Consider the following 24,854-nt stretch of genomic DNA (forward strand, 5'->3'; position numbering starts at 1 on the left):
TTTTTCTTAACCCCTTAATTTTTACTCATCCCACCAAACAGGTACATTTATACTATTGCCCTCCGTATTGTTTGAAGCATTGGTATAATTGACACTATTTAAAGCTTCTTCTTCAGAAGGATAGGGCATGCGAATCGGAATTAAATTGTTATTTAAACTAGCCGATATCGTTTTCAATTGAGGGAAACCGGTTCTTCTATATTCTACCCAACCTTCATAACCGTTTATGCTATTGGCAATCCATTTCTGAGTGATGATATTTTCTAATGGGTTACCATCGTCCAGTGCAGCATCAACCGTTAAATAATCCGCAGGTAGGTCTACTTGCCAGTAATCAAAAGCTTGAGTAACTCCTGTGTTATACAACATTTCTGTATCGGCTGTTATAAGCCCTTTTTGTGCAGCTTCAGCCAATAGGAAATTTGTTTCCATGCTTGTCATGAAATTGGCGTCTAATAACCCTGTATTCTCTCTAAAAATTGTTCCTAACAAAGAATAATCAGCTAAGGAAACTCCGGCAGAGGCATCAATTCCATTTAATAGTCCATTGTAACCGTCATCTGTACTATTTGCAAATGGTTTGTACATACGGCTAATACGTGGGTCGTTTAAACTTGTCAAAATTTCATCCATAGTTTCAGAAAGCACGTAATTATTAAAATCACCAACCCTAAGTTGTGCCAGTCTAAAACTATTTGGCTCGCCATCGGTAAAATTGAAAATGGCATTTTCACTATTTTCGTCAATAAAATTACCATCAGTGGCTATTGCCTGTAATTGTGAAGCGATATCTATTTTGTTTGATACACGCATTAAATATTTAATCTTCAATGAATTTGCAAAACGGATCCATCCATCCAAATCGCCATTAAATAAAATATCACCTTCTAAGGCAATAGTACCTGTGTAGCTCTCAAGCGCAGCAATACCTTTATCGAGATTATCAAATATGCCACCTTCATCCATATAAATAGATTCTTGAGAATCGTAAACGGGAGTCACGGTTTCTGTATCTCCCTTAAATGCTTCGGAATAAGGAACGTCACCAAATAAATCTGTTAAGCCAGCTGCCATATACGCTTTCATAATTCTTGCCGGGCCTTCATAGACAGTATAAGCAGTATTCTCTTGAGATAGATTCAATATAATTTCGTTGTCTCGTAAGTTCTGATAGAATATAGGCCACGGATTTCCACCTAATTGTGGAGATTTCAAATCATGACGATCGAATAAGTTGAAATCGAGAGCCGTACTATATTGACCTAACAGATTGCCTGCAGTAAAACCTTCATATGACATTTGTTCACCAAAATCATAGATAACTTGTCTTAACAATAGACTGGGTTGTACCGCTACAGGATCATTGGTATTCGTATTAATTTCTTCAAAATCTTTTGTGCAGCCAACGACCAATAATAAGATTAGAATGCTATATATATGTTTCATCTTTTTTTCTTAAAAATTAAATCCGGCTTTGAAACCTATGCTTCTTGTGGTGGCGTATGACATATCTTCTACGCCGCTAATAAATCCCTGTCCTTGTACCGCTAATTGCTCTGGGTCAAAATGCGGATTTTCAGTAATTGCAAATAAGTTCTTTCCGATAAGAGATAAACTCAGCGTTGCATCTTGATTGAAAAGGCTAAGATTGTCAAACGTATAGCCAACAGATAATTGACGCAACTTTAAAAAGGAAGCGTCATAGGTGTTGTTTTCTTCATGGTTTCTATCATAGAACTGACGATAGTAACTTTCTGCTGAAACTGCCACTGTATTTTGTGCATAAACAGGATTGTCAGTAGTGCCTGTATTTACAACGCCTTCGGGAACAATACCACCTTCGGGTCTAAAAGCTGTTTCAGCTAATTGACCACCAACATTACCTAAAGCTCTTGTTCTAGAAACTATGATTCCGCCTTGTCGCCAATCGAAAAGGAAACCCATATTCCAGTTTTTATAATTGAACTGGTTATTGAAACCCAACATAAAATCAGGATTGTAATTACCCAATTTTTGAAGTTCATTATCTGGTATGTATCTGCCTTCATCCGTAAGAATAAAATCGCCATTTTCATTCTTAAGATATCCTGTTCCGTATAGATCACCAACGCGACCGCCTTCTTCTGCCTGTAAAAATACCGTTTGGTTTTGACTGTCGTAGATTCTAGAGTATGCGAGTGTTAGTCGACCTTCGTCTTGTGGTAAACTTTCAACCGTAGATTTGTTGGTGCTAAAATTTAAGGTGCTGTTCCATTTTAAATTTTGACTTATTACTGGCGATATGCCTAAAATAATCTCCACACCTTTAGAGCGAACTTCGCCACCATTAACTACTTGTTGCGTATAGCCAGACGAGATACCGATAGGGAGTGAAATGATTTGATCTTTGGTCAATGCGTTATAGTAAGAAACATCGAACCGAACCTGGTCGCCAAATAAACGAACATCTGCGCCTACTTCGAATGATGATGTTAATTCTGGTTGTAGATTAGCGTTTGCAATGGTATTAGAATTACTAAAGGTTGGTTGACCGTTAAATGGTGTCTGCGCCACAAAAGCGCCTGTAGTTTGATACGGATTTGTATCATTACCAACCTGTGCCCAACTTGCTCTTAATTTTGCAAATGATATCGCCTTAGGTAAATCAACTACTTCTGATAATATAAAACTGCTGGATACCGACGGGTAAAAGAATGAGGTGTTATCTACTGAAAACGGAGTGGCCAAAGCACTAGACCAATCGTTTCTGCCTGTGACATCCAAAAAAAGGTAATCTTTGTACCCGAATTTTGCTAAACCGTAAAAACTGTTTATTCTTTTATTCGATTCAAACTCGAATACTTCAATAGGTGAAGCTGCATTCGATAATCTAAATATGCCTGGTTGTGCTAAGCTTGTGGTTTGCGCTTGTGAGGTGAATGCTTTTTGATCTAATCGATTACCGCCAAGCGAAATATCAACTTTAAAGTCATTGAATTGATTTGAATAATTTAATAGAAAATCGGTATTCACTTCTCTATAGAAAACATCATGCTCGGCATAAGCACCATTAGAGAAACGATTAGAACTATTAGCCCTTTTTAATTGGCGTAGTTCACTAGAATAATCCATTCCTGTTCGTATAGATGCCGTTATGTGCGCTGTAATATCATAGCTGGCTGAGATGTTTCCAAAAACACGATCTCTATTGAAAGAGTTGGTGTTTTCATTAAGAATGAAATACGGATTATCGAAAAAGGTGTAGTTATATGAATACTGTTGTATGCCTTCTAAATCTGGTTGCCAGTAGTTCTTTAAATTTTCAATATTTAAAGAACGTGGACCCCAAGCTACTAAAGAATAATTTGCGTTTTCAGATCCATAACCGTTAGATGGTCTGTTGTCACTATTAGAATTAATATAACTGATAGATGAATTAATACGGAGCTTATCAATGGGTTGAAAATTCAAACGTGCACTTACAGTTTGTCGGTCAAGATTAACACCAGGTATTATAGATTCGCTTCTTAAATCAGTAAACGAAAGACGATAGTTGCCTTTTTCAAATCCATTTGAAATGGCGATGTTATTAATTAACGTTGTTCCGGTTTCATAGAAGTTCTTCAAGTTATCAGGATTAGATTTAAACTCCGTCGGTGTTATTGCATTGCCATTGTAAAGAGCAGTATCACCACCGCGAACAATGGTACCATCTGCCAAGGTTACCGGACTATCATATTGAGGAATAAGGTTACCAACATCTAAACGTGGTCCCCAGCTGTAGGTGATTAAGTCGTTTGTTCCACCACCTAATCCGTCTACAAAAGCAAATTCTCCGGCATTCCCTTGACCGTATTCATTTTGAAAATCGGGCAATTGAAAAGCTGAATCCACAAAAAAGCTCGTATTATAACTTACTCCCAATCCTTTAGTGTTCTTGCCACTTTTAGTTTCAATAATAATAACACCATTAGATGCTCTAGTTCCATAAAGAGCCGCAGCACTTGGACCTTTTAAAACAGATACTTCGGCAATATCATCAGGATTCACATCCATAGCGCCATTTCCAAAATCAATTGCTTGAAATCCCGCAGCTGCTTCATTGGTAAAGTTGAAGACCGAGTTGTTATTTATCGGCACACCGTCTACAATAAACAGCGGATTGTTATTAGAGAAAGAAGCTTCTCCACGAATAGTAATTTTTGAAGAGGAACCAACTCCTGTTGCGCCTTGGTTAATAGTTACACCTGCTAATTTCCCCGAAAGGTTATCCAAGAAATTTACAGATTTTACCTCCGTAACTCCCTTGGCATCTAAACTTTGTACGACATAACCCAATTCTTTGGTTTCCCGCTTTAGTCCTAATGCGGTCAATACTACTTCGTCTAAAACTTCAGAAGAATCATTTAAAGTTATATTAATGGTTCGTCTATTGTTTATAGAAACTACTTGATTTTCAAATCCTAAAACGGAAAATTCAATTTCGCCTGATAGGTTGGGTACATTTATAGTATAAAAACCATTTTCATTGGTAGTCGATCCAGTAACGGTGCCAGACAATAGAATATTTACGTATGGTATCGTATTACCATCGGTGTCGGTCACAATACCTGTAATTGTTTCTTGAGCATTGACCATGTTTATAATAAACAATGTCAACACTAGTACTAAGTGTTTCATATATAGCTTTGAACTGAGGTTTCATTTACCCAACTATTGGATAAAGGGGGATCTAGATAAATGAAACTACAGGAGAGCCTTTATTGTAAAGAAAGCTATTAGGTAATAGTGTTGAGAAGTTCTGTTTAGCGTAGAATAGACTTCTGTTTCTTATTAATAAACCTATAATCAACAATAACAAAGTGGATGATAGGCCAAAGGAAAACGATAGTATGGAATGTAAATCTCTTTCGTTATCCAAATCCTGTAGAACAGGTAATTTTATTAATTCAGACGATTCTTCTTGTAACCACAATGAAATTTGGTGGTATAAGCTGAATCGTTGCCATGGTAAATTTTGAAATTCTGCAACTTCGAAGTTAGATTTTTGCAAACCTAATAAATAGAAACCGCCATCAATAGAAGGACCAATTACAGTTTTACCTAAAGCTAATTGATTAGCAGTATGTTTAAGATGTTGCGTTTTTAAATGCGGAGTATCATTACCAATGGTAATTAAATTAGAAAATCCTTTATCAAAAACAGTAGCAATAGCATTAGTAAAACGTTCGCCAAAAGTAGCGCCAACTTGATCTTTATCTGAAAAATGAAAAACAGGTAAACCTGTATTTTTTGCTTTTTTAAGAGTGGTTTTGGTTAGTACATCAAATAATTGCTCACCTTTAGGAATTGACTTATTCGCCAAGTCTTCTTTGGCGGAATTGGCAAATACCAAAATTGCAGTAGTACCCTGTGAATTCAATTAAATTTTCTTTCTCGTTGTTAAACTTACGTAAAAATAAAGCAAAGGTTTTCTAAGTATAACTAATTTGTATCATTAAAATAGACGAAATATCTTACTTTAAGTCAAAATGTCAGTTTTAGACCATGAGGTCGGTTTTAAGTCCCCTATTTATTATCCTACTTTTCATATTCGACTATAAACATGCCCATAAATCGGATTAGTAACTTGTTTTTAATGTCTATTTTGACAAAATTTTATGCTTACAGACCACTTAGTCTAAAAAATCCCTTAAAATTTCAAAAAGTTTTAGATTTTTTTTAGCATTGACAGGCATAGACATGGCATAGCTATTGCCGTAAAGACATCAGAAGAATTTTAAAAATTAATTATATATGAAATCAGACACAAATACCAAAGGCGCTTGGAAGGTTTACCTCTTCTCAGCGGTTATTGCCCTTGCAGTTAGTTTAGGGGTAATACAATTTAACAAACAAAACGAAAAAGAAAACACAGGAGTAACGGTGGTTGAATCTGTTCCTGGTGCACATGCGTTGTATACAAAGGATAACGAAGGAAATATTAAACCGTTAGATTTTACCGATACTTCAGAGAAGGTTCTAGATGCTGTGGTGCATATTAAATCTACCCAAACGGGATCATCCTATCAAAATCAAGGAGCTAGGGAATTGCCAGATCCTTTTAAAGAGTTTTTTGGTGATATGTTTAAAGGACAATCTCCAGAAGGTACGCGTTCGCAACCTAGGGTTGGTACGGGATCAGGAGTTATCATTAACGACAAAGGTTATATAGTAACCAATAATCATGTAATTGACAATGCAGATGAGGTTGAGGTTACCTTATATAATAACCAATCTTACAAGGCTACCGTAATAGGTACGGATCCAACTACAGATTTAGCACTTTTACAGATTAAGGCTGACAATCTTAAAACTATGTCATTGGTAAATTCAGATGATGTTGAAGTGGGAGAATGGGTGTTGGCTGTAGGTAATCCGCTTGGGTTGAACTCTACGGTTACTGCAGGTATCGTAAGTGCAAAGGCAAGAAATATTCATATTAATGCCGATAAATTTGCTGTAGAAAGTTTTATACAGACAGATGCAGCTATTAACCCTGGTAATAGTGGTGGTGCGCTAGTGAATCTTGACGGTAATTTGGTTGGAATTAATACGGCTATTGCCAGTACAACCGGTACTTATACCGGGTATGGATTTGCTGTACCTAGTAATATAGTAACCAAAGTGGTTGAAGACCTTTTAAAATATGGTAACGTGCAACGTGGTATGCTAGGGGTAACCATTAGAACGATGGATAGTAACTTGGCCAAAGAGAAAGATGTTGATTTTACCAAAGGAGTTTGGGTAGAGCAAGTTGGTGAAGATAGTGGTGCAGATTTGGCAGGTATTAAATCCGGAGATATTATTATTAGTGTAAATGGTAAAGAAACGGCTACATCACCAAGACTGCAAGAAATTATTGCAGGTAAACGACCAGGTGATAAAGTGACTATTGTAGTAAATAGAAACGGTAAAGAAAAAGAGCTAGATGTAGAGCTTCATAACTCTCAAGGTGGTACCAATATTATAAAGAAAGAAGATAAAGAAGTATTCAACCTTCTTGGAGCCGATTTTGAAAATGTCAATAAAGAGATAGGAAAGAAGTTTGGTTTAGACGGTGCTGTTCAGGTGACTAAATTATATCCTGGGAAAATCAAGAAAGAAACCCAAATGCGTGAAGGGTTTATTATTACACATATTGACGGTAAACGTGTAAAAGATATTGATGATGTAGCATCTGCGCTAGAGGGTAAAAAAGGTGGAGTTATGTTAGAAGGTATTTATGAAGACGGAAGTAAATATTATTATGCCTTCGGATTAGATTCATAGTCCGCATTAATGATTAATTTTATGCCGAGCGGATAATAGTATTCGTTCGGCATTTTTTTTGAATTAATTCTAGATAGATGCAAATAGGTTCAAAGTCTGTAGGTTTAGTGCTTTCCGGTGGGGGCATTAGAGGTATGGCACACATAGGGGTAATTAAAGCAATGCAAGAGTTTGGTCTAGAGGCCAATGTTGTATCTGGAAGCAGTATTGGTGCTTTAGTAGGCGCTTTGTACGCAGCAGATAAACCAGTTATTGATATGCTCCGTTTTTTTAAGGAGACTCCGCTTTTTAAATACAATTATTTCGCGGTCGCAAAACCGGGTTTATTGAACAGTGAAAGTTACATATCTTCTTTTAAACAGTATTTTCCAGATGATAGTTTTGAAGCTTTAAACAGAGAACTTCATGTAGTAGCCACCAATTTGCAAAAGGGAGAAGAGCTTTTTATTGACAAAGGTGAATTGATAAAACCCTTATTAGCTTCTGCAGCATTACCACCTGTTTTTAGTCCGGTGGAGTATAAGGGTGAATTATATGCCGATGGCGGAATAATGAATAATTTTCCTTCAGAGCCGGTTTTGTCTAGGGTAGAATATGTAATAGGTAGTAATGTATCAGTAGTTTCTAAATTAGAGAAAAAGCATTTGAACAATTCGTTTCAATTGACAGGCAGAGTAACCGGTTTAATGATTTATGCGATTAACCGACAAAAAATCAATAATTGTCATCTTATCCTCGAATCGCAAGAATTGGAACATATTGGGTTATTAGATCGAAGAGGTATCGAAAAAGCCTATGCAATTGGGTATGAGACTGCGGTGAGAAAATTTGAAACGATGTTTCCGGAATAGTTATTAGATAAAAAAACGTCTTTGCGAAGTACGAAACTATCTCACAGATTGCTTCACTACGTTCGCAAAGACGTTTTTAGAAAGTTTATTTAGTACTTACCTAAACATCATCATAGTCTACCTTAATAGTAGGTGTAGTAGCGTGTGCTTGGCAGGTAAGAATAAATCCGTCTGCTATTTCCTTATCGGTTAGAATTTGGTTCATTACCATTTCTGCCTTTCCTTCAGTTACTTTGGCAATACAGCTACTACATACTCCGCCTTGACATGAGTATGGGGCATCTATATTTTCCTTTAAAACAGCATCAAGAATCACTGTTTTCTTATCCATCGTAAATTGAAATTCTTCATCGTCAACAAGAACGGTAACCGAAGTTTGACCATCTGCTTGTATAGGTAATTCTTCTTTTATTTCAGTAGGAGTAAAAAGCTCAAAATGGATTTTATCCTTTTCAACTTCATTCTCTACCAAAGTATCTTGTACTAAACGGATCATCTCTTCTGGTCCACATAAATAGTAGCCATCAAAATCAACATTCTTATGCTTATTTAACAAAGCATAATTTACCGTTGAGGTATCTATTCTACCAAATAAAGCCTTGTCTTCACGAGTCTGGCTGTTGGTGAAGTATACAAAAAACCGATTGGCATATTCTAGTTCTAGTTTTACCAAATCTGTATAGAACATAGTCTCTTCGTAAGATTTGTTTCCATAAACCAAAACAAATGTATTCTTTGGATTACTATCTAAAACAGATTTTACAATACTCATTATAGGCGTAATACCACTACCCGCAGCAAAAGCAGCAATGTTCTGAACGTCTTTGGTTGTATTGAATACGAAACGACCTTCTGGTTCCATCACCTCTAATGTATCGCCTACTTTTAATTCTGAGTTGGCGTAATTTGAGAATCCTCCATTATCTACCTTTTTTATACCAATGGTAATCCCATCTTTTTCAGGAGAAGAACTAATTGAATAGGCTCTTCTAAGTTCTTTACCTTTAATTTCTTTTTTTATGGTGATATACTGACCTGCCGTAAAGGCGAAAGTCTGTGCCAATTCTTTCGGAATTGAAAATGTAACGGCAACAGAAGTTGGCGTCAATTTTTTAATATGTTTTACCGTTAGTGGGTGAAAATGCGACATATGTTGGTTTCTTTAAATCGATTTACAAAATTAAGCATGCTTTTGCGATAAAATATGACATTTGTCAAAAAAGTGGGTATTACTGCTTTTTGTTTAACTTTTTTAGATTATTACTTTGCTAGCGCTCGTCTGTGACGAGTGCCGCACCGAGTAAGCACAAGTATACAATATCAATAAAATATGATTTCAACACAATAGATAGTTGGTAATCCTTACCGTATCATTAAAAATTTTGTAGATATGGTAATACTTCTAATTTATAATTCAGTTACAATAAAGTCGCTTACTGTTATGGGCACTCGTTGCAAACGAGCGCTAGCTAAGGCTAGCAAAGCACTGCCTATATTATTAAATTATAAAAAAGAAATAATGAGAAAAGAAGAACATTCGCAAGACCTGTGGTTTTTGTATTTTTAATAACAATGAGTAGAAAATATAAATTTCATAATCCTACAGCAGTTTATTTCGTAAGCTTTGCAACGGTATATTGGATTGATGTCTTTACAAGACAAATTTATTTTGACATATTAGAGCAAAGTATTCAATATTGCAGAAAAGAAAAGGGTATGGAGCTGTATTGCTATTGTTTTATGCCAAGTCATATTCATTTAATTTTTCGGTCTTCCGATCAAGACCCATCTGGTTTGTTACGTGATTTTAAAAAATACACATCTAAACAATTGGTCAAGGCAATAGAAGAGAATCATCAAGAAAGTAGAAAAGAATGGTTGTTATGGATGTTTGAAAGGGCTGGTAAGAAAAAAGGTAACGTTTCAAAATATCAATTTTGGCAGCATCATAACAAGCCTATAGAATTGTGGAGCAATTATGTAATAAAGCAAAAAATAGATTATGTACATAATAACCCGGTTTTGGCTGGTTTAGCAGTTAGTCCCGAAGATTGGAAGTATTCAAGTGCTAGAAACTTTCAAGATGACCAAACTGTTTTAGAAATAGATGCTATTGGTTTTTTGGATTAACTAGCTAATGACTTACTATTGTCTTCACCAGTTGCAAACTGGCGGTAGCGGGGGTAGCTGGGTTGTTGGGCAATGGATAATTTAGAAAAAGTTTTGTTGTAGGTTATATTTAGAAATGAAAGAAATAATATATGTTAAAAACAGGTCAGGTAATTTTTTTTATTACCCTATGATTTTTTGCATTTTCATAGATATAGTTTTGATAATTGGGTTGTGTTTTTTTGAAGAGATTTTTTCTATTAGTATCGCAATAAGTATGTTTTGGTCCATTTTTATTATCACTTTTTTACTTTATCTAGGTCCTTTGTTAATAGTGTTCTTTAATCATTGGTACTATAGTCGAAATACAGGAATTTCAATGGAGGTAATCGATGATGAAATAATATTTACTTTCAAATTTGCAAAAAGAAGTGTAATGTTGGAATATAAAAATGTATCTAGAATAGAACTTATGTTATCTTATCCTAGATATGATGGAAGAGTTTCTTGGATGTTCTGGGATAATTATTATTATTTTATTATCGTTATGAAAGACGGAAAAAGTTATCCTGTTTCTTGTTTAATTTGTGGGGATTTACTGAAATATATTTCAAGAGAAAAAATAACTAATACTAGAATAATGTTTCCAATTATTTTTGGTGTTAATTTGATTAAAGATTAAGAATTTTAGTTTCCTTCTACTTCCGCTAGCGCTCGTCTGTGACGAGTGCCGTACCGAGTAAGAATAGGTTTAATAAATAAATAAAAAATAATTTCCACACTGGCCCCATGTTAGCGTTAACTAACTAATAGCATACAGTGGAGGTCAGTAGTTCCAAACTTACGGTAGCGGGGATAAAGAACTAGCAATTTCTTTTTTAGATAAAGCACTCTTAGAAACTTCAAATACCTTGAAAAGGATTTTTTTGACGGGGAACAAGGAAGAGATTAATCGGTTAATTTTTTCTGGATAAATAGTAAGGTATAAAATAAGACCCTAAAGAATATTTTGAATTTTCTTTGTAACAAACTCAAGATTTTTCTTACTTATATTCTGAATACTAAAACCAACCGAATGTTTAAACGTTTTTCTTCCTTACAATGGAAATCCTTTTTCAGGTCTTCTAACCTTGGTAAAAGTCTGGGGATAAAAATAGTAATGGGCTTTTTTGGCGTATATATGCTTTTATCACTTGCTGCTACAGGTGCAGGAATGTACTTTATCTTAAAAGAAGTATTTCCAGATCAGAGCCCTATGTGGAGCATTAGTCAATATTTCATTTACTGGATTTTAATTGAATTATTGTTACGATACTTCATGCAGAAATTACCGGTTATGGATATAAAACCATTCTTGACTACACCGGTTAAGAAAAGCACCATCGCACATTATATATTGGGAAGATCGGCGGCATCTATATATAATTTATTGACGCTATTCTTTGTCGTACCCTTTGCAATTGTTTTATTGGTTAATGGTTACCCTGCAGTAAATGTTTTATTATGGATAGTGGGTATCATGGGTATTATACTTAGTATTAATTATGTTAACCTGCTTGTAAATAAGAATGATAAAGTTCTTATTGGCATAGGAAGTATTCTTGCCTTGGGTTACGGATTGGATTATTTTGGAGTGTTCTCTATAAAAGAGTTTTTTGCACCTGTTTTTCATGCGCTCTATGCATATCCAATTACGGTATTGATTCCGATTGCTTTAGCAGGAATTATATATTATGTCAATTTTAAATACCTACGAGATAAGATTTATCTAGATGCTAAGCTTCAATCGAAATCAGTAGAGGCAAATACTTCAGATATGTCTTGGACAAAGCGTTTTGGAGAAATGGGTTCTTTCTTGCAACTTGATTTAAAAATGATTTGGAGAAATAAACGAACCAAGTCTCAAGTATTTATTTCCTTACTTTTTGTTTTTTATGGCTTGGTGTTCTATACCGTGGAAGCCTATAGTAGTATGATGCCAATGAAAGCATTTGTTGGTGTATTTATGACAGGAATTTTCTTAAGTAATTTTGGTCAATTTATACCAGCTTGGGATAGTAGCTATTATAGTATGATGATGTCGCAAAACATACCAATGCGAAAGTATTTAGAATCTAAAGTTATTTTAATTACTGTAAGTGTTGTGGGTATGTTTTTATTGACGATACCCTATGTTTACTTCGGTTGGGAGGCTTTAGCTATTAATTTTGGTTGCGCATTGTATAATCTAGGAGTAAATATACCGGTCATTTTATATTTTGGTTCATTCAACAAAAAAAGAATCGAATTAGACCAGAGTCCGTTTGGTAACATGCAGGGCGCAAGTGCTACTCAGTTTCTGGTAATGCTTCCGGTAATGGTGGTTCCTATAATTATCTTTTCCATCTTTTATTACATCTTTAATATAGAAGTTGCAGTCGGAGTATTATCGGTTTTAGGAATCATTGGTTTTGCCATGAAAAACTACTTACTTGGATTAATTACGGAGCAGTACAAGAAAAAGAAATACGGAATGATCGCTGGTTTTAAAGAGAAAGCTAGTTAAGCTTTTTCAGTTTATAACATCACAATTCATCTCTAACAAATTAGAATAACAAGATTATGATTACAATAGAAAATTTATCAAAAATATACGGTTCACAAAAAGTCCTTAATATTGAATCTTTAAATATACCAACAGGACAAAGCTTTGGTTTAGTAGGTAACAACGGTGCAGGTAAGACAACATTATTTAGTTTGCTGCTTGATCTAATACAACCTACTACTGGTCATATCATTAATAATGATGTTCAAGTAAACACCAGTGAAGATTGGAAACCGTTTACTTCATCGTTTATAGATGAAACGTTTTTAATTGGATATCTGACTCCCGAAGAGTATTTCTACTTTATAGGTGATCTTCGTGGTCAAAATAAAGCAGATGTAGATGCATTATTGGCACAGTATCAAGATTTTTTCCATGGCGAAATTTTAGGTCAAAAGAAGTACTTGCGAGATTTATCTAAAGGGAATCAGAAGAAAGCTGGTATTGTAGCTTCATTTATTGGGAACCCTAAAGTGGTTATTTTAGACGAGCCTTTTGCAAATTTGGATCCAACCACTCAAATTCGTTTAAAGCAAATTATTAAAGAATTGGCCGAACAAAAAGACGTAACCGTTTTAGTCTCTAGTCACGATTTAATTCACGTGACAGAAGTTTGCGAACGTATTGTTGTTCTGAATAAAGGTGAGGTGGTTAAAGACATAGAAACATCTGCTGAAACATTGAAAGAACTAGAGGTTTTCTTTGGTGCGGAGAGCGCACAGGTAGTTGTGGAATAAATTGATATTTTTAAATTTATAGATATTTAAACTAAATAAATGGCTTCTGATTTAGATTCACTAATTGATTTTTATCAATGGGAAATTACTAGAATACAGTCTCAAATCGATGAAAATTTAAAAATGCATTTTTATAATGAGATTGAATTTGATGTGGTTGCTTTGCGTGGGTTGAAGAATGAGTTGGATGCTATTTTAACATTGCAAGATTCAAAGTATCCGAAGATTAAAAGAGTAAAAGATCAAATTGAATATTATAAAACTAAGATTGAAGAAAAAGGAAAACTAAGTTACTTCAACGAAGCCTATGAAATTAGAATACGTGAAAAGGAAAGTGAACTAGAAGCATTATTAAAGGCTAAAAATAAGATGATTTCGTTCGAAACTCAATATGTAGACGATGCTTTGTATAAGTTGTATTCAAATGAGATTTTTGCTTTCAATTTATATCTAAATGATAAAAAGCAAACTTCCTTAAGTCTTAATTTGGTAGATACTAATGAAATAAGAATAGCAGTTTATCTTGAGAATAAGAATGATTATTCATGGTATAGAAAATACTCTTTAATTAAAGATTTAAAATTTCATGATTTAGAAGGTGGAGGAATGTATTTGACAAGGAGGATTCCTAACTCAAATACCTTATTAGAAATTAAAGAGCTTCTATCAAGAATCGTAATAGCAATTAAGAATGGCGGTTATGTTAAAAATGAAATCTATTTAGAACTCATCGAAAATAAGTAATCATCAAAATTTCATAGTAAAATTTAAAAACCAACCTAGTGGTTGGTTTTTCATTTCTGAGTTTTATAGGGAGATAGATAAAATCCGATGAAGATGTATTTGATCAGATTATCTGCAGTTATTATATAAATACTTGGTCATTATAATTTAAAACAAACTACTTAGTCGGTAAAAATTGGCGTTAGTGCTCTAGGAATGTTGCGAATGCTTAAAAATAAATATGCTGTTTACCGATGAACTACATAATAATGTGGCTGTTTTTAAGTTAAACATACATACGTAGATCAACTATTTTGAATCTTAGAAACAAACTTATTTTATCCGGTCTTTTAGCGAGTATGCTTTTTAATGCATGTTCTGTTAAGAAAGACAAGTTCGTAAACCGTAATTGGCATGCGCTCAATACCAAATACAATACTTTGTATAATGGTAACATTGCTTTTGAACAAGGTCGAGAAACTTTGAACGACACCTATCAAGATGACTACTTTGATATTTTGCCTATAGAACGTTTAGAGGTTAGTGGCGAAATTAAATTGGATTCTGAAGACAACAACCCTAATTTCCTTATTGCAGAAGAAAAAGCCACCAAGGCTATTCAACGCCATAGTATGGATATTAAGGATGAAGAGCGAAATCCTCAGATAGATGAGGCTTTTCTGCTACTAGGTAAAGCCCGTTATTTTGATGAGCGCTACATACCTGCCTTAGAATCTTTTAATTACATTTTAAATAAATATTCTGAAAGCGATAAATTAAACGAAGCAAGTATCTGGCGAGAAAAAGTAAACATTCGTTTAGAGAACGATGATTTGGCAATTAAGAACTTAAAACGCTTAATGAAATATGAGCGTTTAAAAGATCAAGAATATGCAGATGCAAGAGCAATGATGGCGCAAGCGTTTATTAATCTTAATGCACCAGATACGGCAGTTCAAAATCTTAAAATAGCATCTCACTACACTACAAAAAACCCTGAGAAAGGAAGGTACTACTATATAATAGGTCAGTTATATAATCAATTAGGCTTTAAAGACAGTGCTAATTATGCATTTGACAAGGTGATCGAATTAAATAGAAAGTCGCCACGTGTGTATATGATCAATGCTGAAATTGAAAAATTAAAGAATACAGAGGTTACTGCTGAAAACAAAGAAGAGGTACTGGAGTATTTGACCAAATTAGAACTGAACAGAGAGAATAGACCATTTTTAGATGGTATTTACAGACAATTGGCAGAGTTTCATTTAAAGCAAGAATCTGATAGTTTGGCATTGCTTTATTTCAATAAATCTTTACGTGCTTCGCAGAACAAGCCAAAATTGAATGCGCTTAACTATGAGAATTTAGCGGAATACAATTTTGATGAAAGCGTGTATAAACCGGCTGGTGCATATTATGATAGTGTATTGACCAACCTTAATGAGAACACCAAGAAATTTCGTTCTATTAAAAAGAAGCGCGACAATTTAAAAGACGTTATTAAATACGAAGACATTGTACAATATGCTGACAGCGTAATAACAATATATCAAATGCCTAAAGATGAGCAATTGGCTTATTTTGGAAAGCATATTGAAGAATTGCAGAAGGCAAAAGAAGCTGCACAGAAAAAAGAGAAAGAAAGAATTACCGATGGTTTTGCTGCATTTAGCAATAGTAAAGGTGGTAAAGAAAACAAAGGAAAATTCTATTTCTATAATATTACCAGTTTAGGTTACGGTCAAAACGATTTTAAGAATCGATGGGGCAATAGAGAATTAACAGATGATTGGCGTTGGTCAGACAAATCGGTAATCAATACTGAAAATGTCGCATTACAAGATGCAACAAATGCTAAAGATAGTTTAAGTGTTGTAAGTGAAGATGAGAAATTCTCATTAGATTTTTACATGGATCGTTTACCTACAGACGTTGCTGTTATAGACAGTTTAAAGACAGAGCGTAATTTCGCCAACTATCAATTAGGATTAATATATAAGGAGAAGTTCAACGAAAACCTTCTGGCAGCTGCCAAATTAGAAGATGTATTGGCGTCTAACGCTGAAGAACGATTGATTCTACCTTCAAAATATAATCTATATAAGATATACGAAGAAGTTGATAGTCCGTTGAAAGAGACTATGAAGGCAGATATAATTGCCAACCATGCCGACTCTAGATATGCTGAGATTCTATTGAATCCGCAAGCGGTATTAGCAGATAGTTCTGATAGTCCAGAGAAGCGCTATGAGAGTTTGTTTAAGCAATATAAAGAACAACAGTATTTACAAGTAATTACTGGGGCAGAGGAAAACATTAATAGATTTACTGGTGACCCAATTGTTCCTAAATTTGAGATGCTGAAGGCTAACGCAATCGGTAGACTTCAAGGTTTTGAACCTTTTAAAGAAGCATTGAATTATGTGGCATTGACGTATCCTAATAATCCGGAAGGTAAAAAAGCTGAGCAAATGATTGCAGAGCAGCTTCCTAAGTTAGAACCAAAAGAATTTTCTCCTGAGACAGATTCAAAAGGAACATCGAACTGGAAAGTAGTTTTTCCATTTAAAAGAAGTAATACTGAACAGGCTTTAAAGTTGATAGAATTGTTAGAGCAATCTATCGTAGACCTTAGGTATAAAAATATAGTTTCTAGAGATATTTATAATCTAGAAGATCAATTTGTAGTGGTGCACGGATTTAAATCTAAAGATTTTGCCCTAGGCTATGCCGAGCTGCTAAAAAATAATAAGGATTACCTCGTTGCTGATGAGAATTTTGTAGTTTTATCGGAGAACTATAAGATTATTCAAGTACACAAGAATATAATCGATTATAGAAATACGCTTTTAACCCCAAAACCGTGAACAATGTTTTCAGACAGACAAAAACCTAGAACTATGAATGAAGTAGGAGGTCAACCTAACAGAATAGAGAAGAATACCAAGATTAAAGGAGATATTATATCTGAAGCAGATTTTCGTATAGACGGTAAGCTAGATGGCAATGTAAAAACTTCAGGTAAAGTTGTTATCGGTAAGGATGGCTACATTCATGGTAAAGTAGAATGTGTAAATGCAGATATAGAAGGTAGCTTTAATGGCGAACTTTTAGTGTCTGACCTATTATCTTTAAAATCTTCAGCAGTAATAGAAGGTACCGTATCGGTAAATAAATTGGCTGTTGAGCCAGGTGCTACGTTTAACGCCTCATGTACTATGGGTGGCGGTAAAGGTGCTGCAGGTTTAAAATCTTCTAATAATGGAGCCGCAAAAGCCTCGTAATGATAATTCTGAGCTTTTAAGAAATGCCGCAAGTTTATCTGGTGTTGCCATACAAATGGGTGTCACTATATTCTTAGGCAATCTTTTAGGGGAATGGTTAGATCAAAAATTTGAAAAAACGTTTTTAGAAGACACATTTACTTTACTTGCTGTATTTTTGTCAATCTATTTAGTCATAAAAAAAGTTATGGCGTTAAATAAATAAACGTTGCTAAAAAATATCATTTTATATATAGTCGTGTTCACTGTTGTGGGCGCGACTTCTTATTTTCTGCAAGATTTGGCGCTATCGAGTGCGCCGACTTATTTTGGTCCGCTTTTGATCAAAGCATACACTTTTCACTTCTTCTTTTCTTTGACATTGGTCGTCATATTCTTAATTGCCTCAAAAAACAATTCATTTTTTGAACAATTGGGTTTTATGTATATGGGTGTGCTGGTTTTTAAAATCATGGTCTTCGCTATTTTGTTTTACCCATACTTGTTAGGGGAACTGATTATGCCTCAAATATATAGGGGAGCGCTGCTTATACCGGTGATTATTTTTTTGTTTCTAGAAGTGTTTTTTATTTCCAAAATAATGCGCAAAAAAAGACTCTAAATTTTAAAGCTTTAAAATTGGGTAGATTATGCAATAATTAACTACTTTTGCGCAAAATTTCTAGGAGCTAAATTTTTTGATAAAGAACTAATGATGCAAGTTTCAAATACGATTAAAACCTTATTACAACTTCTAATACTTTGTTTTTCATTGCAAAGTTTCGCTATATCTGATACCGAACCAGAAGGAACAGTTAGTACTAAGGAACAGGTAGATGAGTATATTTTACATCACCTTAAAGATTCTCACGATTTTCATTTGTTCTCATATTCTAATGATGCAGGCGAAAGAAAGCACATTGGTTTTCCACTACCTGTAATTCTTTGGTCTAACAATGGTTTGGCAACTTTCATGTCATCAGAATTTCATCATGATGATAATGGGCAGGTTGTTGTTGAAAAAAACGGCTCTAAATTCGTTAAGCTTCACAGTAAAATATATGAGTTAGATAATGGCGCAACATCAGTTAGTTTTGATGAAGAGCATCATGCAACTAACGCTCATAAAGTATTAGACTTCTCTATTACCAAAAGTGTTGTTGGTGTGTTATTAGTAGGTTTACTAATGTTATTGGCCTTTTCATCATTGGCGAAACAATACGGAAAGAAAAAAATACCTACCGGTTTTGGTAGAGTGTTAGAGCCATTGGTACTTTATGTAAGAGACGAGATTGCTAGACCTAATATTGGCGAAAAGCATTACAGAAAATTTACAGGATATCTTTTAACAGTATTCTTCTTTATTTGGATACTAAACTTAATGGGACTTACGCCATTTGGATTTAATGTAACAGGTCAAATTGCAGTTACAGCTTGTTTGGCAATATTTACTTTGGTAATCTATACTGTTAGTGGAAATAAAGATTATTGGATGCACATTTTGTGGATGCCAGGTGTACCTGTTTTCGTGAAGCCTATTTTAGCTATTATAGAATTAGCTGGTGCATTTATCATTAAGCCTTTCTCTTTATTAGTTCGTTTGTTTGCGAATATATCTGCAGGGCATATTGTAGTAATGAGTTTAATTGCAATCATGTTTACACTTAAAAAGAGTTTAGGTGTTGTAGGTGCAACAGGCTTATCTTTGGTTTTATCATTTTTCATCACCCTTATTGAGGTGTTGGTTGCCTTTTTGCAGGCATATATTTTTACTGCGCTTTCAGCCTTGTTTATAGGTATGGCGGTTGCAGAACATGATCACGAGCATGAGCATGATTCTCATGGTCATGAAGTGGCAGATGCTGAAGATGTAAGAGGAGATTTTATTTAACAAGAGTTTTTTTAATTTAATTATATAAATCAATTAGTATGGTAACTTACAATTTAATTGGAGCAGGTTTAATCGTTATCGGAGCAGGTCTAGGTCTTGGTCAAATCGGTGGTAAAGCAATGGAAGGTATTGCTCGTCAACCAGAAGCGGCAGGAAAAATTCAAACTGCGATGATTATCGTAGCTGCACTTTTAGAAGGTTTAGCATTCGGTGCTTTGTTCTTAGGAAAATAAGAACACGAAAACCCAAAGACATCTTCCTGTAACGGTTGGTTACAGGAAATGTTTTTTTAATTATTGATTTAGATTTTAAAGATTAGGATATGGAAGTTTTATTGAACGATTTTTCACCAGGTTTGTTTGTTGTTCAAACAATATTATTATTAGCATTAATTTTCTTAATGGTAAAATTTGCTTGGAAACCAATTTTAAATTCGTTGAACGAAAGAGAAGCTGGTATAGAAGAAGCATTGGCTGCTGCTGATAAAGCACGTACAGATATGCAAAACTTACAAGCTGATAATGAGAAGATGCTTCAAGAAGCGCGTGCTGAACGTGAGGGGATGTTGAAAGAAGCTCGTGAAATCAAAGAGAAAATGATTTCTGACTCTAAAGAGCAAGCTAAGCTAGAAGGTGATAAAATGTTGAAGCAAGCACAAGCTGCAATCGAAAGTGAGAAAAAAGCTGCTGTTGCTGATATTAAAAGTCAAGTTGCAGAATTGTCTGTAGCTATAGCAGAAAAAGTATTGAAAGAAGATTTATCTAGCAATGACAAGCAATTGAAATTGGTTGATTCAATGTTGAGCGATATAAAACTTAACTAAAAGAAATAATGAGCGAATCTAGAGCTGCATTACGTTACGCAAAGGCAATATTGGATATGGCCAAGGAAAACAAAGCCTTGGATGCTGTTGAGAAAGATATGCGTTCAATCGCCGCTACTATTTCAGGTAGTAAAGAACTTAGAGATGTGCTGGCTAGTCCGGTTGTTTCTGGTACTATGAAAAAGAATGCCTTACTTGAAATTTTTAAGGGCAGTCATTCTATTACAGAAGGTGCTATTAATATGTTGGTAGACAACAAACGTTTAGGAATGCTAAACGAAGTTGCCTTAAAATACATTATTATCAATGAGCAATTAAAGGGTAAAGATGTAGCTTATGTTACAACTGCTGTGCCATTAGATGCTGCAATGGAGAAAAAAATATTAAAGAAAGTTGCTGCACTTACCGGTAATGAGGTTACCATTGAAAGTAAAGTTGACGAAAGTATAATTGGAGGTTTCATCTTAAGGGTAGGAGATTTACAGTATGATGCTAGCGTAAGCAACAAGCTTAATAATTTAAAAAGAGAATTTTCAAATAGTCTATAATAACTATATAAGGCTTCGGATGGTTACATTCATCGCCTAATATCTTATATCTAATTAAAAATGGCAGGAGTAAAAGCCGCTGAAGTATCAGCAATTTTAAAGAAACAATTATCAGGATTTGATGCTACCGCTACTTTAGACGAAGTAGGTACTGTATTAACGGTAGGTGATGGTATCGCAAGAATCTACGGATTAGCTAATGCTCAATACGGAGAGTTAGTTGAGTTCGAAGGTGGACTTGAAGGTATCGTTTTGAACCTTGAAGAAGACAACGTTGGTGTGGTTCTTTTAGGACCTTCTAAATCTGTTGGTGAAGGAGATACGGTAAAACGTACGCAACGAATTGCTTCTGTAAAAGTTGGTGAAGGAATTGTTGGTCGTGTTGTTGATACTTTAGGTAACCCTATCGATGGTAAAGGACCTATTGCTGGTGATACTTATGAGATGCCATTAGAGCGTAAAGCTCCAGGGGTAATCTACAGAGAGCCTGTAACTGAGCCAATGCAATCTGGTATTAAAGCAATTGATGCTATGATCCCAGTTGGTAGAGGTCAAAGAGAACTTGTTATTGGTGACCGTCAAACTGGTAAGACTACAGTTTGTATCGATACCATTCTAAACCAAAAAGAATTTTATGATGCTGGTGAGCCTGTTTACTGTATCTATGTTGCCATAGGTCAGAAAGCATCTACTGTTGCCGGTATTGCACAAGTATTGGAAGATAAAGGAGCAATGGCATATACTACTATTGTAGCTGCTAATGCATCTGATCCAGCACCAATGCAGGTATATGCACCATTTACTGGGGCATCTATTGGAGAGTATTTCCGTGATACAGGTCGTCCTGCATTAATTATATATGATGATTTATCAAAACAAGCGGTAGCTTACCGTGAGGTTTCTCTTTTGTTAAGAAGACCACCAGGACGTGAAGCGTATCCAGGTGATGTTTTCTACCTACACTCTAGATTATTAGAGCGTGCAGCAAAAGTTATCAATGATGATGATATTGCAAAAGAAATGAATGATTTGCCAGAGGTATTAAAGCCAATGGTAAAAGGTGGTGGTTCTTTAACGGCTTTGCCAATTATTGAAACACAAGCAGGTGATGTTTCTGCTTATATCCCAACGAACGTAATTTCTATTACTGACGGACAGATATTCTTAGAGCAAGATTTATTCAACCAAGGTGTAAGGCCAGCAATTAACGTAGGTATTTCTGTATCTCGTGTTGGTGGTAACGCTCAGATTAAATCAATGAAGAAAGTTGCAGGTACTTTGAAACTAGATCAAGCACAGTTCCGTGAATTGGAAGCTTTTGCTAAGTTTGGTTCAGATTTAGATGCAGCTACGTTGAACGTTATTGAAAAAGGGCGTAGAAACGTTGAAATATTAAAACAAGCACAAAACGATCCTTATACTGTTGAAGATCAGGTTGCAATTATCTACGCAGGTTCTAAGAACTTGTTAAGAGATGTACCTGTAGAGAAAGTAAAAGAATTTGAACGTGATTACTTAGAGTTTTTGAACGCTAAGCACAGAGGTGTTCTTGATACATTGAAGGCAGGTAAATTAACCGATGAGGTTACTGATACATTGACTTCTGTATGTAAAGAGCTTTCTGCGAAATATAAGAACTAAAAAAGTACTGAGTACTGAGTAGTTGGTACAAAGTGTTATAATTACTTAATACTTAATACTTTGTACTACTTACTAAATACTGAATAAAATGGCAAATTTAAAGGAGATACGTAATAGGATTTCATCGGTTTCTTCAACGATGCAGATTACCAGTGCTATGAAAATGGTATCTGCTGCAAAATTGAAAAAGGCCCAAGATGCTATTACGGCAATGAGACCTTATGCAGATAAATTAACTGAACTATTACAAAACTTAAGTGCTAGTTTAGAAGGTGATTCTGGTAGTGTTTATGCCGATAATCGTATTGTGAACAAGGTTTTAATTGTTTCCGTTACTTCTAACAGAGGTCTTTGTGGAGCTTTTAATACCAATATTTTAAAGCAATCGGTTAATCTAGCAGACAATGTTTATGCTGGTAAATCGGTAGATTTTGTTGCTGTTGGAAAAAAGGCAAATGACTTTCTAGGGAAACGTTTTAATGTTATCGCTAATCACAGTGGTGTTTATGATGACTTAACCTTTGATAATGTCGCTGATATTGCTGAGAGTTTAATGGCACTTTTTACTGAAGGTGCTTATGACCGTATTGAAATTGTATATAACAAATTCAAAAATGCAGCTACTCAAATAGTAATGACAGAGCAGTTTTTACCTATTGTTCCATTAGAAGAAGTTGAAGTAACTGCAAGTGCAGATTATACTTTTGAACCTACGAAATTAGAAATCATAGAACAATTGATTCCTAAATCTTTAAAGACACAATTGTATAAAGGAATTAGAGATTCATTCGCTAGTGAGCACGGTGCACGTATGACTGCAATGCACAAAGCAACCGATAACGCAACAGAAATGCGTGATCAATTGAAATTAACGTACAACAAAGCAAGACAAGCAGCTATTACTAACGAGATTTTAGAAATCGTTGGTGGTGCAGAAGCATTGAATAACTAATACTTCTATTGTATTTAATGACTGACTTAAATGTAGTCATTTAAAGCTTGAAAATATATTGAATTTAAAACCCCACCTAAAAGTGGGGTTTTTGCTTTTATAGCTTTAAGATTACTTTTTTTACCCGACTTTTGTCTTGACCATGAAATCTAACAAAACAGCCTTACTCTTTATTTTTATTACAATTCTTGTTGATGTAATAGGTATCGGTATTATTTTACCTATTATTCCCGAATTGATAATGGAATTAACGGGTGAGGGTAATCACATGGCAATTATCTATGGTATGTGGCTGACCACAGCATTTGCAGGTATGCAATTTTTGTTTTCTCCGGTACTAGGTGAAATATCCGATAGATTTGGTAGAAGACCCATATTACTTTTAGCGCTTTTAGGTCTTAGTATAGATTATTTAATTCACGCTTGGGCGCCAACAATTACTTGGTTATTCTTAGGTCGTTTCTTAGCGGGAATAACTGGTGCTAGTTTTACCGTTGCTTCTGCATATATTGCTGATGTAAGTACCAAAGAAAATAAGGCAAAGAACTTTGGATTAATTGGTGCAGCATTCGGAATTGGATTTATAATCGGTCCCGGGATTGGGGGATTTTTCGGGGAGATCAATATTCGACTTCCATTTTACATAGCTGCAGGCTTAACATTTGCCAACTTTCTTTTTGGCTATTTCTTTGTTCCAGAATCTTTGGCTCCTGAAAATAGAAGACAGATAAATTTTTCAAAAATGATTCCGGGAGTTTCTTTGTTTGCATTACGAAATTATAAAGGTATTTTATTATTGATTTCCGCCTTCTTCTTGGCAAATCTTGCCGGTCAGGCCTTGCCATCAACATGGTCATATTACGGAATTGAGCGATATGATTGGACTCCAAAACAAATAGGATTGTCGCTAATGGTCGTAGGCTTGTTAGTTGCAATCGTACAAGGGTTTTTAGTAGGTAAGATTGTAAAGAAGTTTGGAAAACGAAAAGTAATTACATTCGGATTTTTGTTATGGACGGTTGGTATGTTCTTATTTTCTTTCGCTAAAGAACCGTGGATGCTTTATGCGTTCTTAATTCCGTATGCATTAGGCGGTATTGCTGGTCCTACTGTGCAAGGCGTAATTTCTAACCAAGTGTCTGAAAAGGAACAGGGAATTTTACAAGGATCAATTACCGGTCTAGTTAGTATTACGGCTATACTTGGGCAATTCATCTTTGCGCCCGTGTTTTATTATTTTATACGTCCTGAGGCATCAATTTACTTTCCTGGAGCACCATATGCTCTTGCGGCAGTATTTCTCTTAGCGGCTTTTATTTTAGCGTCCACAGCTATAAAAAGGATGGATGTAGAGCCAGATTAAAATCTTTTTTCAATTTAGGATGTAACATTTTTTAATTTTTAAATCTAAAGGGGGAACAAAACAAAAAACTCTTACG

Annotated in this window: 22 protein-coding genes; 18 read left to right on the forward strand and 4 right to left on the reverse strand. The window is 34.8% G+C overall.

Annotation, left to right across the window (positions count from 1 at the left end):
* Positions 1-21: 21 nt before the first annotated feature.
* The 3 genes from BUC31_RS04065 to BUC31_RS04075 are packed head-to-tail and all read right to left on the reverse strand — an operon-like array spanning position 22 to position 5,401.
* Positions 22-1,446, reverse strand: a complete 1,425-nt coding sequence (locus BUC31_RS04065) for a SusD/RagB family nutrient-binding outer membrane lipoprotein (RefSeq protein ID WP_073241489.1) — start codon at positions 1,444-1,446, stop codon at positions 22-24.
* A gap of 9 nt (positions 1,447-1,455) precedes the next feature.
* Positions 1,456-4,659 (reverse strand): SusC/RagA family TonB-linked outer membrane protein, encoded by a 3,204-nt coding sequence (locus BUC31_RS04070; RefSeq protein ID WP_073241491.1) that lies wholly within the window; start codon positions 4,657-4,659, stop codon positions 1,456-1,458.
* A gap of 52 nt (positions 4,660-4,711) precedes the next feature.
* On the reverse strand, positions 4,712-5,401 hold the full coding sequence (locus tag BUC31_RS04075) for a TIGR04282 family arsenosugar biosynthesis glycosyltransferase (protein ID WP_073241493.1): 690 nt from the start codon (positions 5,399-5,401) through the stop codon (positions 4,712-4,714).
* A gap of 374 nt (positions 5,402-5,775) precedes the next feature.
* Between BUC31_RS04075 and BUC31_RS04080 the strand changes: the two genes are divergently transcribed.
* Together BUC31_RS04080 and BUC31_RS04085 are read left to right on the forward strand one after the other, a co-directional pair.
* Positions 5,776-7,290 (forward strand): Do family serine endopeptidase, encoded by a 1,515-nt coding sequence (locus BUC31_RS04080; protein WP_073241495.1) that lies wholly within the window; start codon positions 5,776-5,778, stop codon positions 7,288-7,290.
* 77 nt (positions 7,291-7,367) lie between these two features.
* Entirely contained in the window at positions 7,368-8,141 is a 774-nt protein-coding gene (locus BUC31_RS04085) for a patatin-like phospholipase family protein (protein ID WP_073241497.1), read from the forward strand.
* A 100-nt stretch (positions 8,142-8,241) separates the two neighbouring features.
* On the opposite strand, the gene BUC31_RS04090 is transcribed toward BUC31_RS04085, so the two are convergent.
* Positions 8,242-9,291: a ferredoxin--NADP reductase gene (locus BUC31_RS04090; protein WP_073241499.1), complete on the reverse strand. Its 1,050-nt coding sequence runs from the start codon at positions 9,289-9,291 to the stop codon at positions 8,242-8,244.
* 422 nt (positions 9,292-9,713) lie between these two features.
* Here BUC31_RS04090 and BUC31_RS04095 point away from each other — a divergent pair, with 422 nt between their 5' ends.
* From BUC31_RS04095 to BUC31_RS04165, 16 genes are all read left to right on the forward strand, one after another.
* The gene (locus BUC31_RS04095) at positions 9,714-10,271 is read left to right on the forward strand and encodes an REP-associated tyrosine transposase (RefSeq protein WP_073241501.1); all 558 of its coding nucleotides are present in this window, start codon (positions 9,714-9,716) and stop codon (positions 10,269-10,271) included.
* Positions 10,272-10,629: 358 nt separating this feature from the next.
* Complete coding sequence (locus BUC31_RS20080) at positions 10,630-10,932, forward strand: hypothetical protein (RefSeq protein ID WP_139251889.1); 303 nt, start codon at positions 10,630-10,632, stop codon at positions 10,930-10,932.
* Positions 10,933-11,325: 393 nt separating this feature from the next.
* The gene (locus BUC31_RS04105; protein ID WP_073241504.1) at positions 11,326-12,795 is read left to right on the forward strand and encodes a DUF5687 family protein; all 1,470 of its coding nucleotides are present in this window, start codon (positions 11,326-11,328) and stop codon (positions 12,793-12,795) included.
* A gap of 56 nt (positions 12,796-12,851) precedes the next feature.
* Positions 12,852-13,571, forward strand: coding sequence for an ABC transporter ATP-binding protein (locus tag BUC31_RS04110; RefSeq protein ID WP_073241506.1), 720 nt, complete (start codon positions 12,852-12,854; stop codon positions 13,569-13,571).
* Positions 13,572-13,610: 39 nt separating this feature from the next.
* Positions 13,611-14,315, forward strand: a complete 705-nt coding sequence (locus BUC31_RS04115; protein WP_073241508.1) for a hypothetical protein — start codon at positions 13,611-13,613, stop codon at positions 14,313-14,315.
* Between the two features lie 338 nt (positions 14,316-14,653).
* The gene (porW, locus tag BUC31_RS04120; RefSeq protein WP_396627746.1) at positions 14,654-17,164 is read left to right on the forward strand and encodes a type IX secretion system periplasmic lipoprotein PorW/SprE; all 2,511 of its coding nucleotides are present in this window, start codon (positions 14,654-14,656) and stop codon (positions 17,162-17,164) included.
* A 3-nt stretch (positions 17,165-17,167) separates the two neighbouring features.
* Positions 17,168-17,581, forward strand: coding sequence for a bactofilin family protein (locus tag BUC31_RS04125; protein WP_073241512.1), 414 nt, complete (start codon positions 17,168-17,170; stop codon positions 17,579-17,581).
* Positions 17,559-17,786, forward strand: a complete 228-nt coding sequence (locus tag BUC31_RS04130) for an AtpZ/AtpI family protein (RefSeq protein WP_036150997.1) — start codon at positions 17,559-17,561, stop codon at positions 17,784-17,786. Before BUC31_RS04125 ends, BUC31_RS04130 begins: the two co-directional genes overlap by 23 nt.
* Positions 17,787-17,789: 3 nt before the next feature.
* On the forward strand, positions 17,790-18,182 hold the full coding sequence (locus BUC31_RS20660) for a DUF6168 family protein (protein WP_396627739.1): 393 nt from the start codon (positions 17,790-17,792) through the stop codon (positions 18,180-18,182).
* A gap of 90 nt (positions 18,183-18,272) precedes the next feature.
* Positions 18,273-19,451 (forward strand): F0F1 ATP synthase subunit A, encoded by a 1,179-nt coding sequence (gene atpB, locus BUC31_RS04135; protein ID WP_084134939.1) that lies wholly within the window; start codon positions 18,273-18,275, stop codon positions 19,449-19,451.
* 38 nt (positions 19,452-19,489) lie between these two features.
* Positions 19,490-19,684 (forward strand): ATP synthase F0 subunit C, encoded by a 195-nt coding sequence (gene atpE, locus BUC31_RS04140; RefSeq protein ID WP_027065438.1) that lies wholly within the window; start codon positions 19,490-19,492, stop codon positions 19,682-19,684.
* 89 nt (positions 19,685-19,773) lie between these two features.
* Positions 19,774-20,274 carry a F0F1 ATP synthase subunit B gene (locus BUC31_RS04145; RefSeq protein ID WP_073241516.1) on the forward strand — a complete coding sequence of 167 codons (501 nt, stop codon included), beginning with the start codon at positions 19,774-19,776 and terminating at the stop codon, positions 20,272-20,274.
* Between the two features lie 8 nt (positions 20,275-20,282).
* Positions 20,283-20,822, forward strand: a complete 540-nt coding sequence (gene atpH, locus BUC31_RS04150; protein WP_073241518.1) for an ATP synthase F1 subunit delta — start codon at positions 20,283-20,285, stop codon at positions 20,820-20,822.
* Positions 20,823-20,882: 60 nt separating this feature from the next.
* Positions 20,883-22,463 (forward strand): F0F1 ATP synthase subunit alpha, encoded by a 1,581-nt coding sequence (gene atpA / locus BUC31_RS04155; protein ID WP_073241520.1) that lies wholly within the window; start codon positions 20,883-20,885, stop codon positions 22,461-22,463.
* Positions 22,464-22,551: 88 nt separating this feature from the next.
* Positions 22,552-23,415, forward strand: coding sequence for an ATP synthase F1 subunit gamma (gene atpG, locus BUC31_RS04160; protein ID WP_073241522.1), 864 nt, complete (start codon positions 22,552-22,554; stop codon positions 23,413-23,415).
* A 142-nt stretch (positions 23,416-23,557) separates the two neighbouring features.
* Positions 23,558-24,778, forward strand: a complete 1,221-nt coding sequence (locus tag BUC31_RS04165; protein ID WP_073241524.1) for a TCR/Tet family MFS transporter — start codon at positions 23,558-23,560, stop codon at positions 24,776-24,778.
* Positions 24,779-24,854 lie beyond the last annotated feature (76 nt).

It is taken from the genome of Maribacter aquivivus (genome assembly GCF_900142175.1).
GTDB classification, from domain to species: domain Bacteria; phylum Bacteroidota; class Bacteroidia; order Flavobacteriales; family Flavobacteriaceae; genus Maribacter; species Maribacter aquivivus.

Bases quoted from the DNA above. Each gene is read 5' to 3' on its own strand.
- atpA (WP_073241520.1), top strand. From the start codon at position 20,883: ATGGCAGGAGTAAAAGCCGCTGAAGTATCAGCAATTTTAAAGAAACAA.
- BUC31_RS04125 (WP_073241512.1), top strand. From the start codon at position 17,168: ATGTTTTCAGACAGACAAAAACCTAGAACTATGAATGAAGTAGGAGGT.
- atpG (WP_073241522.1), top strand. From the start codon at position 22,552: ATGGCAAATTTAAAGGAGATACGTAATAGGATTTCATCGGTTTCTTCA.
- BUC31_RS04110 (WP_073241506.1), top strand. From the start codon at position 12,852: ATGATTACAATAGAAAATTTATCAAAAATATACGGTTCACAAAAAGTC.
- BUC31_RS04065 (WP_073241489.1), bottom strand. From the start codon at position 1,446: ATGAAACATATATATAGCATTCTAATCTTATTATTGGTCGTTGGCTGC.
- BUC31_RS04145 (WP_073241516.1), top strand. From the start codon at position 19,774: ATGGAAGTTTTATTGAACGATTTTTCACCAGGTTTGTTTGTTGTTCAA.
- porW (WP_396627746.1), top strand. From the start codon at position 14,654: ATGCTTTTTAATGCATGTTCTGTTAAGAAAGACAAGTTCGTAAACCGT.
- BUC31_RS04090 (WP_073241499.1), bottom strand. From the start codon at position 9,291: ATGTCGCATTTTCACCCACTAACGGTAAAACATATTAAAAAATTGACG.
- BUC31_RS04115 (WP_073241508.1), top strand. From the start codon at position 13,611: ATGGCTTCTGATTTAGATTCACTAATTGATTTTTATCAATGGGAAATT.
- BUC31_RS20080 (WP_139251889.1), top strand. From the start codon at position 10,630: ATGGAGGTAATCGATGATGAAATAATATTTACTTTCAAATTTGCAAAA.
- BUC31_RS04130 (WP_036150997.1), top strand. From the start codon at position 17,559: ATGGAGCCGCAAAAGCCTCGTAATGATAATTCTGAGCTTTTAAGAAAT.
- BUC31_RS04095 (WP_073241501.1), top strand. From the start codon at position 9,714: ATGAGTAGAAAATATAAATTTCATAATCCTACAGCAGTTTATTTCGTA.
- BUC31_RS04070 (WP_073241491.1), bottom strand. From the start codon at position 4,659: ATGAAACACTTAGTACTAGTGTTGACATTGTTTATTATAAACATGGTC.
- atpE (WP_027065438.1), top strand. From the start codon at position 19,490: ATGGTAACTTACAATTTAATTGGAGCAGGTTTAATCGTTATCGGAGCA.
- BUC31_RS04165 (WP_073241524.1), top strand. From the start codon at position 23,558: ATGAAATCTAACAAAACAGCCTTACTCTTTATTTTTATTACAATTCTT.
- atpH (WP_073241518.1), top strand. From the start codon at position 20,283: ATGAGCGAATCTAGAGCTGCATTACGTTACGCAAAGGCAATATTGGAT.
- BUC31_RS04080 (WP_073241495.1), top strand. From the start codon at position 5,776: ATGAAATCAGACACAAATACCAAAGGCGCTTGGAAGGTTTACCTCTTC.
- BUC31_RS04085 (WP_073241497.1), top strand. From the start codon at position 7,368: ATGCAAATAGGTTCAAAGTCTGTAGGTTTAGTGCTTTCCGGTGGGGGC.
- atpB (WP_084134939.1), top strand. From the start codon at position 18,273: ATGATGCAAGTTTCAAATACGATTAAAACCTTATTACAACTTCTAATA.
- BUC31_RS04105 (WP_073241504.1), top strand. From the start codon at position 11,326: ATGTTTAAACGTTTTTCTTCCTTACAATGGAAATCCTTTTTCAGGTCT.